The organism is Anaerotaenia torta (assembly GCF_050433395.1).
In the GTDB taxonomy this organism is placed as follows: Bacteria; Bacillota; Clostridia; order Lachnospirales; family Lachnospiraceae; genus Mobilitalea; species Mobilitalea torta.
This window is the reverse complement of record NZ_JBNPXH010000002.1, coordinates 46675-61380: the sequence shown is the minus strand read 5'-3', so window position 1 is coordinate 61380 and position 14706 is coordinate 46675. Positions and strand designations below refer to the sequence as shown.

Here is a 14706-nt window from a genome sequence, read left to right as displayed (position 1 = left end):
GGGAAGGATGCTGAAGGAATCAGCATCCTTGAGAATATTAACATGGTGAAGTTAGGAGATGTGGGATGCTTAATCATAGAAATATTCAATTTAACAGAGCGGCTGCAATCCTGATGATTTTGATTCTGGTTTTTGTTCCGGTTCATGCTTCCGGCGAGGTTGCACCCATTGAGGAGGCTCAGGAGGAGATCGAGAACATCTCTCAGGAGGAGATGGGAGTTCTGGAGGAGCTGTTTGTCATCTCGAAGGAGATGGAGGAGATCCAAAGGGAGGAAGCCAGGATAAAGGAAGAGGTTACCGCTCTTACCCGGCAGGCCGCTGACCTGGAGGAGGAGATCGGGAGGATGCAGACCGACTATGACACCGGACTTGAGGTGTTGAAGCAGGTGCTGATTTATTACCAGCGGGGAGGCCCGGCAACCTATCTTGAGATTTTGCTCAATGCGGAGAGCTTTACCCAGTTTTTGAAAAGCCTCAATGTTCTCAGGGACATTTCCCGCAATGTAGGCGATTTATTGACCTCCCTGGAGGAGGGAAGAATTGCGCTGGAGGAAGAGAAGCGGCATTTGGATGAAAATATGGCAGCGCTTCAGAAGAAGCAGGAAGAGCTGGAAGAAAAATGGACACAGCGGGAGCAGGTGCGTCAGAAGCAGGAGGCCTATCTTTCCGGTTTGCAGGAAAAAAGGGTTTATTATGAGGAGCAGCTTCAAAAGCTGGAGCTGCTCTGGACCAACTGTCAGGAGCTGTTTCAGAATATTGTTGCCGAGACCGGCAGAATCATTGGAGAGGGTTATTTTACTATCGAGGATCTGAATCTGGGATTAGGGCTGTTTTCACTGCCCGGGTCCATCGGAGAGGAGACCTTTAACCGGGTGCTGAATGACAATTCCGATATGGAGGAGACCTATTTCCATTTCCATGAAGAAGGAGTTACTCTTGAAGTGCCCGGGCTGCATCTGGTCCTACAGGGGGATTTCATCCTGGCTGGGGAGCGGGGAATACAGTATGAGGTGTTATCCGGAAGCTTTTATGAGCTGCCTCTGGATGAAGTATCCCTTGGCGGGCTCTTTGAAAAAGGTTCGTTGGTCCTGGATTTTAGCCAGATTGCCGGTGAGATTGGCAGCATTGACTTTGCCCTGCAGGAAGTGGAGAGTCAGGAGGGCAGCCTGGCATTTGTCATAAAATTGAAGTGGTAGCGGATGGGAGGTTTCACATAGTATGATAGAAGCGAGGAATGTATCCCTGGTCTATCCCGACGGAACCAGGGCTTTGAATAATGTCAGTCTAAAGATAGAGCAGGGGGAACTGGTGTTTATCACAGGACCCAGCGGATCGGGGAAGACCAGTCTGCTGAAGCTTCTGATCGGCATGGAGTATGCCAGCCAGGGAGAATTAACCGTCCTCAGGCAGGAGATGGTAAAGGGGAAGGAAGGAAAAATCCGCAGGCTGCGCAAGGCTATGGGTCCGGTATTCCAGGAGTTTAAGCTGATCGAGGGAAGAACAGCCTTAGAGAATGTCATGATGGGAATGCGATTTTTGGGGATGTCGCCCCGCAAAATCAAGGAAGAGGCAGGAAATGCGTTGATTCGGGTTGGATTGGAAGAGAAACGGTATACCAGGGTGGAGAATCTGTCCTGGGGTCAGGCACAGAGGGTAGCCATAGCCAGGGCTGTTGCAAGAAAGCCGGCGCTGATTCTGGCGGATGAGCCTACCGGGAATCTGGATCATACCAATGCGGTGCATATCCTGGAATTGCTGGCCGGTTTTAAGGACAGCCGTACCACGGTGGTTATTACAACCCATGCGACTCATCTGATCGAGGAATATAAGGAGGCCGTCTTTGTATCGGTCAGCGGCGGTGAAATAACCGTCCAAAGGGGTGCGGATGCTTCCGGTGTGTCAGAGCCGGCAGGTAATATCGGGCATTATGGAGGGAAGGAATGAAGACATTTTTCTATAATATAGGATATTTTATTCTTGAGGCGGCCCGAACCATCCGATTCAGCCCTCTGTCTAATTTCTTCTCAGTAATCGGAACCGGTCTGATCCTGTTTCTTCTTGGGATCGTATGTGTTGGCTGGTCCGTGGGGGACAGGATAGTACAGATGCTGGAGCAGGAGGCGGAGATCAGCGCCTATATTACGGATACTGCCGATCCGGCACAGATTGAAGAGCTGGAACAGAGGATTCTCAGAATCAATGGGGTGACGGAGGTTACATTTATTTCGGAGGAACAGGCGAAATCTCAGATGGAGAAGCTTCTGGGGGAGGAAGCCCGGATACTGGAGCTGTTTGATGAGAATCCCTTTGAGAGGTTTTTGGAAGTCAGAATCAGGCTGGACCGGATGGATGAGGTGATTGCCGGATTGGAGCTGCTGCCGGGGATTGATTATGTAAGGGATAACCGGGAGGTTCTGGAGCAAATGAGGGGAATTACAGAGGGAATGAAGCTGGGCGGGGCCTTTCTTATTCTTGCCGTGGGAATTACTACCTTGATTATTATCTCCCATATGATCCGCCAGGGCATCTACAATAACCGGGAGCAGATTAAGACCCTTCGGCTCCTGGGAGCGCCGGGGGGCTTCATTGGCTTTCCGTTTCTGCTGGCAGGAACTCTTATGACCCTTCTTGGAGGGATATTGGCGGCTCTTGTACTGTATCTGATGCTGCAGGAGGGATACCGGCAGCTGGGCGAAGCCCTTTTATTCCTTCCCCTGCCGGGAAAGGAAACGCTGCAGAGAGAGGTCAGCATGATCCTGCTGACAGTCAGTGCCGTGTTAGGGCTGCTGGGCAGTCTGTTCGGCCTGGGGAGTATGAGAACACGAGCTACATAAGACGGACGGAGGAAGGACATGATTCAATTTATAAATGACTACAGTGAGGGAGCACATCCCAGAATATTAGAACAGATGATGAAATCAAATCTGGAGCAGAATACGGGCTATGGAGAGGACATTCACAGTGAACGGGCAAGAGCTTATATTAAAAGGGAGCTGGGGAGGGAGGATGTGGACATTCATTTTATTCCCGGAGGGACACAGACGAATCTCCTGGTGATTTCTTCTTTCTTAAGGCCGCACCAGTGCGTTATTGCAGCGGATACGGGGCATGTGAATGTTCATGAGACGGGAGCGATTGAGGCAACCGGCCACAAGGTGGTAACCGTACCCCACCGGGACGGCAAGCTGACCACAGATGGCATTAAAGAGGCTTTGCACCGCCATGAAGGAGAACACATGGTGCAGCCGAGGATGGTATATATCTCCAATACTACAGAGCTGGGAACGATTTATAATAAAAAAGAGCTGACGGCGATTCAGGAGCTGTGCAAGGAGGAGAGCCTGCTGTTATTTCTGGACGGGGCCCGTATGGGAAGCGCCCTTACCTGCAGGGAGAATGACCTTACCCTGAAGGATATTGCTGGTCTGACGGATGTGTTCTATATCGGAGGAACCAAAAACGGCGCCCTTTTGGGAGAGGCCCTGGTCATCTGCCGGCAGGAGCTGAAGGAGGATTTTCGATATCTCATCAAGCAGCGGGGCGCCATGTCGGCCAAGGGCTTTGTTCTTGGCATACAGTTTGAGGTGCTTTTCCAGGACAGGCTGTATTATGAGCTGGGAGCCCATGCAAACCGTATGGCAGAAAAGCTGGCGGCGGCCATTGAAGAAAGAGGCTTTGCCTTCTTTGCACCGGTATGCTCCAATCAGCTCTTTCCCATCCTGCCCAATGAAATGCTTGAGCGGATGGCTGGGGAGTATGGATTTTTAGTACAGGAGGCTTTGGATGAGGAGCACAGTGTAATCCGCCTGGTCACCTCCTGGGCAACCCGGGAGAGCGATGTTGACCGGTTGATTGATTTTATTAGAGTATAAACATTTTATTAAAGATAGAGGATGAATGATGCTGACAAGAACGAATCAGAAAAACGGGGATGAATTATCCATTCTGGGATTTGGGTGTATGCGGTTTCCTGCAAAGGGAGGGGGAATTGACGAGCCGAGATCCATTGCTTTAATCCGGTCCGCCATAGACGGAGGAGTGAATTATTTTGATACCGCTTATTTTTATTACGCGGGAAGAAGTGAATCACTTCTGGGAGAGGCTCTGACAGGAGGTTACCGCAGCAAGGTGAAGATTGCTACGAAGCTGCCGCCCTATATGGTCAGCAAGCTGGAGGGTGCGAAGAAGATCTTCGAGACACAGTGCACCAAGCTGAAAACGGATTATATTGATTATTACCTGCTCCATATACTGTCCGACAAGGCGACCTTGGACCGGATGATTCAAATCGGTGTTATGGAATGGCTGGAGAAGCTGAAGCAGGAGGGACGAATCCGCAATATCGGCTTTTCCTTCCATGGGGAAAAGACGGATTTTGAAGAGCTTTTGAGGGCGTATCCCTGGGATTTCTGCCAGATACAATATAATTATCTGGATGAGAATAACCAGGCCACAAAATCAGGGCTTGAGCTGGCCGGTTCCATGGGAATACCGGTGATCATCATGGAGCCGCTGCGCGGAGGAAAGCTGGTGAACAATCTTCCGGCAGAGGTGGTGAAGGCCTTCCGGGATTTTGATGAGGAGAGGACACCCGCCAACTGGGCTCTGCGATGGATCTGGAATCATCCCCAGGTAACGGTGGTTCTGTCGGGGATGAGTGATGAACAGCAGTTGGAGGAGAATCTGGAGATTGCCTCCATGGCAAGGGCCAATTCCCTGTCCCCGGAGGAGCTGGCGGTATTTGACCGGGTGAAGAAGATTATACTGGAGAAGACCCGGGTTCCCTGCACCGCCTGTGCTTACTGCATGCCTTGTCCGTACGGGGTTAATATTCCGGGGTGCTTTTCTGTTTATAACGACAAATATCTGCTGAATCTCAAGAGAAACCGGCGGAAATACATGCAGACCCTGGGGATTACCTCGAAGCATCCGGCTTATGCTTCCTTGTGCACGGAATGCGGAAAGTGTGAGCGGCATTGTCCCCAGAACATAGCAATCCGGAAGGAACTAAAGGCAGTTAAAAAGGAAATGGAAGGTCCTCTGTTTCGTTATATAGCAGGGATCTCCAGATGGTTATTGAAGGTGAAATAGAAATCCAATACTGAGAAGAGAGGCAGAATAGATATGTTTTAAAAATATCACATAGGAGAAAGGCCATAGGGCGGGAGACCCTGGGGTATTGTGGGAAGCATGAGAAAGAATTGGCAGAAGGCAATTTGTATTTTTATTGGTCTGTTTTCTTTATTAGTAAGCCTGATTTGGACGTATCGGGGATTAAAAACATATTCTGCAACTGTTATTTATCTGTTTAATATCTTAATTATCCTTCTTCTTGTCAGCATATTGATGCATGGGAAGGGAAGGAGCAGGAAAGCCGTGGACCACAGCAATTATACGGAATGGATTACGGATGGAAATATTGAAAACTGCAGCAAGCTCAGTGTGAGCATCAAAACCCTGGAGGATCTGGTTCGTCTGGCCATCGATCTTGACAAGAGAGTCATTCATGATTCCAAGCTTGGCAAATATTTTGTTCTGGCTGAGGATATGACCTACATCCATGATCCCGGGCTTATTAATCCGATGCTGGATGACAAGCAGCAGCTTGGAAGAATTCTGATTGAACAGGGGATGCTGACGACGGAGGAGCTGGAGACCGGATTGTATTATCAGAAACGGATCGGCTGCAAATTGGGAGAAAGCCTGCTGGCACTGGGCTTTATGGATGAAAGCACACTTTACAGCATGCTTGCGGCCCAGCAGAAAATTGCATATTATGAGCTGGATACAAAGAAGGAGTACCATGATACCGGGTGGACCGCCAAGATGAGCATTAATAAGGCCCGGGCTTTGCAAGCGCTGCCCCTGGGATACCGCTCCGACGGAAAGCTGGTCATTGCGTGCGGTGATGTGGCTAAGTCGGGGGTATCGCTGGTACTGCGGGAGATCTTTGGGGAAGACATCTATATTGTGGCGGCAAGGCCGATTAAGATATACGAAATATTGAATAAGGTGGATGTGCGGGAGCAGGCGAACAATGGCTTTGCCCAGCTTCGCAGGGAACACAGGGTAGAGGCCTATGAGCGTCTGTCGGAGAAGGAGTGGGAGCAGATCACAACGGCATATTATAACGGAAGGCTGGATACGGGCCTATTTATTAAGGCTGCCGGTCTGGTGGACCCGCTGCTGCTGATTCAAATTCCGAACAAGGATATCATAATCAGCTGGCTCACCGGAAAAGGCATTCTTGACGGGCAGGTTGCCAATCTGATTAAGACCCTCGAGCGTATTATCATCACCAGGAATACGCAGAAAGCGAAGACGCTTCCGGATCTGATGGAGCTGCTTTATGAGGCGCATTATATCACCAGAGAGGAAGCGGAATGGGCGGCAAAGAAGTCCCAGCAGGTAGGATGGCCGATACAGCAAATTCTGATAGAGGATTATATCGTAGCGGATGATACGATGGAAGCAGCCCTGCTGGTTCTGGATACGATGGATAGTATTTTGCGCAAGGCGAGGATATATTAGCCGGAGGCCGGATAGCGGTGATAGAGGATAGGAAAGGCGGCAAAGAGGAATGTATCGGGAGCTGTTAAAGGATTGTACCCTTTGCCCCAGGGATTGTCATGTGGATAGAACCAGAGGGCAGAGAGGCTATTGCGGGGCGGGAGAGGAGCTTGTTGTTGCCAGGGCGGCTCTCCACCTATGGGAGGAGCCATGCATTTCCGGGGAGGAAGGATCGGGAACCGTATTCTTCTCGGGGTGTTCGCTGGGATGTGTTTATTGCCAGAATGCCAATATAGCAAAGGGACTGGCAGGAAAGGAAATAACCCGGGGAAGGTTAACGGAGATATTTCTGGAGCTTGAGCTCCAGGGGGCGAATAATATCAATTTGGTTACTCCCGGCCACTATATTCCCCAGATCTTCGAAGGGCTTTCCCAGGCACGGCGAAAGGGACTTCAGATACCGGTGGTTTATAACAGCAGCGGATATGAGAAGGCAGAAAGTATACATTTGCTGGAAGGATTGGTTGATATCTATCTGCCGGACTTGAAATATTATGCTTCACAGCCTGCGATAAAGTATTCTAATTGCAGGGATTATTTTCTTCATGCTTCTGCAGCAATTGCAGAAATGGTACGTCAGACTGGTCCCCCGGAATTTGATGACAGGGGAATGATGAAGCGCGGGGTGATTGTGAGGCATCTTTTGCTGCCGGGATATCTTGCTGATTCGAAGAAGGTTATTGAATATTTATATGATACCTATGGAGATACAATATATATCAGTATTATGAACCAATATACACCGATGCCGGTAATGGCGGAATATCCGGAGATAAACCGCTGCGTTACGGAAGAGGAGTATGAGGAACTGGTTGATTATGCGATAGAGCTGGGTGTTGAAAATGGGTTTATCCAGGAGGGTGAAACCGCATCGGAGAGTTTTATACCGGAATTTAACGGAGAAGGAGTATAGCTGAATGCAAAAAGGAAACAGACCCGGATTAGGAAGTAAGACGGGAAAAGGAGATAAACAGGCGCAGGGAAATAGACCGGGACAGGATTATCACAAGGCAAATAAACGAAAAGAAAAATATGATTATGAGGCTTTTGAAGATTTTGATACCTTTGTGAAAGCAACAGGGTGGAAGAAGTCTGCAGGCAGCGTATCTGTTAAAACAGAGAAGAGGGCAGGAGGAAAGAAGCAAGAGAAAAGAACAGTGTTGAGAACCGAAGCTGTGAAAACGGATCGGGATAGAGGGATAAGGGGATTGCAGTCTGGCAGACAGCAGGTGAGGAATGGACAGAATCATGGACAAAACCTGGGACAAGATTTGGGGCAAGATTTGGGACAAAACGTAAGAAATAAAGAAAGAAAAAAAGAAGGAAACAGAGAAGGAAATAGAGAAGGAAGCAAAGAAGGAAATAAAGCAGGAAATAAAGCAGGAAAAAAGTCTCCGGCGAAAAAAGGGGATTGTGCGTTTCAGAAAGCTTGCGGGGCTTGTAATATTGGATATATCAGCTATGAAAAGCATTTGGAAGAGAAGCAGAAGGAAGTAGAAAAGTTATTAAAGGGATATGGAAAGGTTGAGCAAATTATTGGAATGGCGCAGCCGGATCACTATCGGCATAAGGTACATGTAGTATTTGACCATGACAGAAAAGGCAATCCGATTTCCGGTATCTATGAGGAGGGAACTCATCGCGTTATCGCAGTGGAACGCTGCCTTATTCATAATGAGAAGGCGGATGCAATCATTGCTACAATACGGGGGATGCTGAAGTCCTTTAAAATTCTCACCTATGATGAGGATTCCGGATATGGTTTGTTTCGGCATGTATTGATTCGTGTGGGGTATCACAGCGGAGAAATTATGGTGGTGCTTGTTCTTGCTTCACCGATTCTGCCGTCTAAGAATAATTTTGTAAAGGCGCTTAGAAAAGAACATCCGGAGATTACTACGATTGTTCTTAATGTGAATGACAAACATACCAGTATGGTGTTGGGTGAGAAGGAACAGGTGCTCTATGGCAAGGGATTTATTGAGGATAGTCTCTGCGAAAAGGTCTTTCGGATATCGCCGAAATCCTTCTATCAGGTAAATCCGGGACAGATAGAGATCCTGTACAGGAAAGCAATTGAATTGGCCGGTCTGACTGGTAATGAAACCGTTGTTGATGCTTATTGCGGCACTGGAACTATCGGTTTGATTGCGGCGGATCATGCAAAACGGGTTATTAGTGTTGAGTTGAATAAAGATGCGGTACGTGATGCTGTAGTGAATGCAAAGCGTAATGATACGAATAATATTGAATTTTATCAGAATGATGCTGGGGTATTCTTAAGTCAGATGGCGGAGAAAGGTGATACAGTAGATGTGATCTTTATGGATCCTCCGAGAACTGGAAGCACGCCGGAGTTTTTGAATGCAGCCGCAAGAATTAGTCCTAAAAAGGTGGTTTATATCTCCTGTAATCCGGTGACTTTAGCAAGAGATCTGGAACATTTGACTAAGAAGGGGTATAAGGTAAAGAATATCATACCAGTTGATATGTTTGCATGGACTTCTCACGTTGAGACAGTCTGCTTGATGTCACGAAAAGAAAGTAAATAGGCTCTATAAGGCTTGAAATTAAAGGTTTTCAGACTTCGGTAATAATAACCGATTGCTGGGAACCTTGTTTTTTTGCCCTTAGAGCAAAGCTAATGAAGTGAAAAAAGGGTTAGGGTTGAGACTACAGAACTGCTTTTAGCCTTGCGAGACAATGGAACTGATGTTTTTGGGATAGGTTGAGACTATGAAACTGTTGTTTAGGTCGAACTATTTATGTGCTTCCTTCCGTTTAACTGAAAAGCATCATGGGATTGAATATGTTCGATAGCAGCATTAAGGCTCCTGGCGTCTCTGTGTCTGTGGTATTCGTCATGACTGTTATGTTTGTGATATATTTTGAAATGTCTGAAGGTTGGGTATTCTTCTACTTGGATAGCCCAGAAGTGTTTGGTATTCTTTGATTATACATAGATGGTATAACACCCCATCTGCAGTATATTAAAATACTGGGGGTCAATAGATTTTAATTCAGATTTAGTTATCATTTGGTTCTCCTTATTGTTAGTCTTTAATGGAAATTTACCTAGAAACAGGTTGTAGAAGATTAGAGATATAAGAATATTAGTTAAAGTTTATCAATAGTATCTTTGCAAGACAAGTGGTTATATTTGCTGAAGTTTTTAAAGAATTTCCCTAATTTTGTACATTAATATTATATTTCACTCACTATGATAAATAGGTTTTTCAGTATATAATTTCAGTATATAGGTTTACGAATAACTTATATTAGTAGTGAAAATATATCAGCAAGATAGTTAATGTAGGTATGAGGAAGGATGCAACTGATTTTAAGAGAATTGATACGGTTGTTAAAAATTGTATATACTAATCACCCCCTTATGTTGGGGCTTTATAGTGATATATCCATAGCATCAAATTGACAAGTTGAAGAACGCTTTTTTAAATGTATTTGTTCATTATGGCAGCACATAGTCAGGCTATATTTTATTGAATGTAAACATTCAATTGGATCAAATAATGTCTTGATAATTAGTAAAAAATAAGTTAAAGTAATACAGGAACGGAGGTCATAAGTATGAAAGCTATTAGTTTATTTTCATCGTCTGGAATTGGAGACTTGGGGTTACATGCAAATGGTATAGAGACAGTTATCGCTAATGAGATTATTACTGAGAGAGCTGAGTTATTTGTAAATAATAATCCAAATACAAAGATGTTCAATGATGATATTTGGTCTGTAAAGGACAAAATAATTGATTATTATAAAGATAATTTTTCGGAAGAATTATTTCTTATATTAGCAACACCACCATGCCAAGGAATGTCTTCCAATGGAATGGGCAAAATGTTAAGCGATTATAGAAAAGGAATTAGGCCTGAATTTGATGAAAGAAATCGCTTAATCTTACCTACAATTGACATAATAGAAGAATTACTGCCTAAGTGGGTAATATTTGAAAATGTTCCGAATATGATGAATACGCTTATTTATAACGAAAAAGATGAATTAGTAAATATAATTGATTACATATTCGATCGTTTAGGTAGATATTATGTTGGAAAAGCGGAAGTTGTTGATGCTGCTGATTATGGGGTGCCACAAAATCGTAAAAGGTTGATTACTATTCTTTCAAAGGATGAGCAAGCAAAAGATTATTTTAGACATAATGGTACGTTTTTACCTAACAGAACACACAGTAAAGAAGGAAACTTAGTAATTAAACCATGGATTACAGTAAGGGATGCGATATCTAATTTACCACCAATCGATGGGAAAAAAGGTAAGACAAGTGATACTAAATTTAATCCATTGCATAAAGTTCCACCGCTAGATGAAAAAAAGTATTTTTGGGTTGAGAATACTCCCGAGGGAGAGACAGCATTTAATAACCAATGCATTAATCCTAAATGTTTATTTGAAGGTAATATGCGACATGGAGCAACTAGAACTCATGATGGAATCAACAAAGCTAATCAAGATACGCCATTGTATTGTGAGAAATGTGGAGAACTATTACCACGTCCATATGTAGAAGATAAAAAAACAAATACCCTAAGATTGATGAAAGGCTATGTTAGTGCTTATAAAAGAATGAAATGGGATGAACCTGCAAGTACTTTAACACAAAATTTTCAATTTGCATGTTCAGATAATAAATTACATCCTAATCAAAACAGAGTTCTTTCAATGTACGAAGGTATTGTTCTGCAAAGCATTTCTGAATATCCATATAGTTTTAAGATTAATGGTCGACTTGTTAAAGATGGGTTAATACGAGATACTATAGGGGAAAGTGTTCCTCCTAAAGTGATAGATATTATCTGTAAAAAAATAAAAGAAATAAGCAAGTGTGGGGAGTAACCCATACTTGCTTATTTCTTTATTTCACTTCATAACCTATCCATTTATCTTTTGAAAGTGCAGTTATGTATTCGGATGAGTTTATAACAGCTATCCAACCAGTACACATTTTTTTGACACCTGTGGAATTCATAATAGAAACACTGGTTGTTCTACCGCCGCCTTCTTTTGGCTGTACTATATTTCCCCAGTCACTTGTAGTTAAATCGTTTCTATAAAAGCAAGCAACAATTGTTGGTACTTCATTAATGAAATCCCAAAGTATTGATAATAGATTGTTTGTCTCACGGTGATGAGCTTTCCAATCAAAAGAATTCAATAAAGATATACGTTTTTCACCAATTAAGGGTTTAGGAACCTGTGAGGCAGATGGTGTACTCCCACACGTTGCTTTTACTTCAATTCCTCCATATTTATATGGACTAAAAAGCGCTTTATCTTTAGGGTATATTTTACCATCTGAAATGGTGTATAAAGTATCAAAATATGATTTGCGTTCAGGAGTATTAGTTAATAATAAATCTGGGTATCCGTCTTGGTGAAGATTACCTTGCAATCCACCATTGGAAAAACGTTGTATACTTTTTGCAAAATATTCACCTACTACTCCGCTTAAATTGCGCATTCCAAGTGCTTCAAATATATTTATATCAAAGCTTTTAGTCTGCGCATCTAATGATTGTAACGCTTCATTTGAAAAGTTAATAGCATTTACAATTTGCTCATTGGTTAGAATTGTCTCTTCATTTATAGAAACATTCTTCTTATCATTTACTATATAGCTATACATCATTTAAAATTATCCTTTCTTCTGTGATAATATAATTATATCACAAAAAGAAAAAATATGTATATATTTCCAGAAGATTTAAGAAAAAACACTAATCATATGCTATTATAAATTATTTTTAAATATCGTCGCGTCTATGTCAGAGTTTTTATTTGGATTGTTTTACAATGTGATTTATGGTATAATTTTCCTGATGCTAAAGACTATTATACTCTTATGTTTAAGGGGGTGCTGTCTTGGGGAGTAATCATTCAGTTACTGATTATGTGGCAGAAAGGTTTGAAAATGAAATATTCAATACCATTCAAAGTTACATCGAGGACAATTATGATATTTTAAAGCTACAGCTCTATAGAGTTCGAAACATTGGTGGCATAGAATTATCAGATTTAATAGTTAAATCTGTATCTATTAATGATTTGCCAGATATGAAAATAGAATTCGATGTCGCTGTAGAAGCTGAGTTAGAGGTTCGCGAGTCAGATTATCATTATGATGAAACTGAAAACTGTACTCAGTGGTTTATGTTGAAATGTTCTGGAGATTTAGATTGTAATTTGGATGATTTCAAAATCTCTAGTATAAAAGAATATACCGGTAAGAATAAGCAATCAAAACCTATGTCCGACTCTCTTGTTCCGATTATTACTAAGGATGATCTAGAAAACGTTGCCACTGATTTCCTACGCAGACATTACCCCGAGGCATTAAAAACACCAATGGCAGTTGAACCACATGTGCTGGCAGAAAAAATGGGTCTTACAGTGAAAGTTAGAGAAATAACGAAAGACTTTTCTATTTTTGGACAAATATACTTCCATGGTTGTAACACAGAACTTTATGATAAGGACAACGATAAAATGGTACAAGCCCAAGTGGATGCATGTACTATTTTAGTAGATCCCAAAGCATACTTCCTCCGCAATCTTGGATCAGTTAATAATACCATAGTGCATGAGTGTGTTCATTGGGATTTACATAGAAAAGCATTTGAACTGGAGCGGTTATATAATAGCAATGCTACACAGATTAAATGCCAGGTTGTTGGCGGAATAAAAGACAATGAAAGAGATGCAACCGGCTGGATGGAATGGCAGGCAAATGCGCTCGCTCCAAGAATACAGATGCCACTTGTGCCATTCAAAATGAAAGTTCATGAACTCATTCGCAAATGTAGGGATGAGTTTGGAAACTTCAGTTTGATTGATATCATGGAATGGGTCATTGATGAGGTAGCACTGTTTTATGGTGTGTCACGATGTGCGGCTAAGATTAGAATGGTTGATGTAGGTTATGATGAGGCAATTGGTGTGTTCACCTATGTTGATGATCATTATGTCAGACCTCACTGTTTTAAGAACGGTTTTATTCGTAAAGACCAGACGTTTTCCATTAGTATAAAGGATGCTTTAGTTGAAAGTACCTTTAAGCCTGAGTTAAAGAAGAAACTGGATAGCGGAAACTATTTATTTGTTGATTCGCATTTTTGCTTTAATCATCCTAAATATATTAAGGTAAATGAAAAAGGTGAAACTGTATTAACAGACTATGCCAGATTCCATATGGATGAATGCTGCCTAGTCTTTGATCTGAGGGTTAAATCCTTCAACAAATATGGAGAGGAGTTCTTTACAGAATGCGTTCTATTTAGAGATGCTGCTTCAAATATCGTTTTTGAAGCTCATTACTCGTCTGATAACAAGGATAATCCAAACCATACAGATATGATAAAGCAATATAATGCAGAGTTACTGAATGTGGTTAGTAAGCTTCCAGCAACGTTTTCTGGAACACTGAATGCCTTAATCAATTGGTCTGAGATGACCGAAGAAAAGTTGGCAGAAGCGGCATTCATTAGTGAGAAAACTATTCAAAGATTAAGAAATGAAGAACCGGATAATGTTTCACTAGAAACAGTGGTACAATTGGCAATAGGTATGCAGTTACCACCTGTATTAAGTGGATATTTGCTAAAGGCATCTGGTAAGTCTTTCATGATGACGGAACAACACATCATGTATCAGTTTTTACTAAATTCATGTTACACAAAATCTATATATGAGTGTAATGAAATGCTTGAAGCACAGAAATTAAAGCAACTTGGACGTCAGAATAGGACAGCATAAAAAATATTATAATATCCGGACATGCCATGTCTGGCAATGTTTATAAAAAATCATAGAAATATATATTTTAAGAGTCATGAAATAAGCAAAAAGCTTATTTTCATGGCTCTTTTTTTTATGTTGTGATAACAGAAATAGGACATCCCATGTCCGAGCAATTTTAGCTGTTTCACGTTAGAATTAGAGCATAAAAAAATTCATATAGACCTGACAGAGCGCTGGGAAGGTGGATATGACCATATTGCTTTTGGAGTAGCTGTCATTATGACAGTTATGGAAAAGCAGATGGAAGTACCCTTAATTTCCAGCGCTCTTTTTCTAATGTATGGTCTTGGGATGCTTCTA

11 protein-coding genes are annotated in these 14706 nt (G+C 42.7%); 10 read left to right on the top strand and 1 reads right to left on the bottom strand.

The features are described from left to right. Positions 1-65 precede the first annotated feature (65 nt). The 9 genes from HNQ56_RS04155 to HNQ56_RS04115 all read left to right on the top strand — a co-directional run bounded on the left by HNQ56_RS04155 (position 66) and on the right by HNQ56_RS04115 (position 11445). Positions 66-1196 (top strand): coiled-coil domain-containing protein, encoded by a 1131-nt coding sequence (locus HNQ56_RS04155; RefSeq protein WP_429143126.1) that lies wholly within the window; start codon positions 66-68, stop codon positions 1194-1196. Between the two features lie 22 nt (positions 1197-1218). Further along, the gene (locus HNQ56_RS04150; RefSeq protein ID WP_429143125.1) at positions 1219-1944 is read left to right on the top strand and encodes a cell division ATP-binding protein FtsE; all 726 of its coding nucleotides are present in this window, start codon (positions 1219-1221) and stop codon (positions 1942-1944) included. Next, entirely contained in the window at positions 1941-2834 is an 894-nt protein-coding gene (locus HNQ56_RS04145) for a cell division protein FtsX (protein ID WP_429143124.1), read from the top strand. Before HNQ56_RS04150 ends, HNQ56_RS04145 begins: the two co-directional genes overlap by 4 nt. An 18-nt stretch (positions 2835-2852) precedes the next feature. Further along, positions 2853-3872 (top strand): threonine aldolase family protein, encoded by a 1020-nt coding sequence (locus HNQ56_RS04140; protein ID WP_429143122.1) that lies wholly within the window; start codon positions 2853-2855, stop codon positions 3870-3872. 25 nt (positions 3873-3897) lie between these two features. Then, complete coding sequence (locus HNQ56_RS04135) at positions 3898-5091, top strand: aldo/keto reductase (RefSeq protein ID WP_429143121.1); 1194 nt, start codon at positions 3898-3900, stop codon at positions 5089-5091. Positions 5092-5190: 99 nt separating this feature from the next. Next, complete coding sequence (locus tag HNQ56_RS04130) at positions 5191-6531, top strand: DUF5305 family protein (RefSeq protein WP_429143119.1); 1341 nt, start codon at positions 5191-5193, stop codon at positions 6529-6531. Between the two features lie 49 nt (positions 6532-6580). Then, positions 6581-7483, top strand: coding sequence for a radical SAM protein (locus HNQ56_RS04125; RefSeq protein WP_429143117.1), 903 nt, complete (start codon positions 6581-6583; stop codon positions 7481-7483). 4 nt (positions 7484-7487) lie between these two features. Further along, a complete protein-coding gene (rlmD, locus tag HNQ56_RS04120) occupies positions 7488-9122 on the top strand; it encodes a 23S rRNA (uracil(1939)-C(5))-methyltransferase RlmD (RefSeq protein WP_429143115.1) in 1635 nt (544 codons plus the stop codon). 1036 nt (positions 9123-10158) lie between these two features. Next, positions 10159-11445: a DNA cytosine methyltransferase gene (locus tag HNQ56_RS04115; protein WP_429143113.1), complete on the top strand. Its 1287-nt coding sequence runs from the start codon at positions 10159-10161 to the stop codon at positions 11443-11445. A 19-nt stretch (positions 11446-11464) separates the two neighbouring features. Here the strand turns inward: HNQ56_RS04115 and HNQ56_RS04110 are convergent, their stop codons facing one another. After that, positions 11465-12238, bottom strand: a complete 774-nt coding sequence (locus HNQ56_RS04110; RefSeq protein ID WP_429143111.1) for a hypothetical protein — start codon at positions 12236-12238, stop codon at positions 11465-11467. A 233-nt stretch (positions 12239-12471) separates the two neighbouring features. On the opposite strand from HNQ56_RS04110, the gene HNQ56_RS04105 reads away from it, so the two are divergent. Continuing rightward, positions 12472-14361: a hypothetical protein gene (locus HNQ56_RS04105; protein WP_429143109.1), complete on the top strand. Its 1890-nt coding sequence runs from the start codon at positions 12472-12474 to the stop codon at positions 14359-14361. Positions 14362-14706 lie beyond the last annotated feature (345 nt).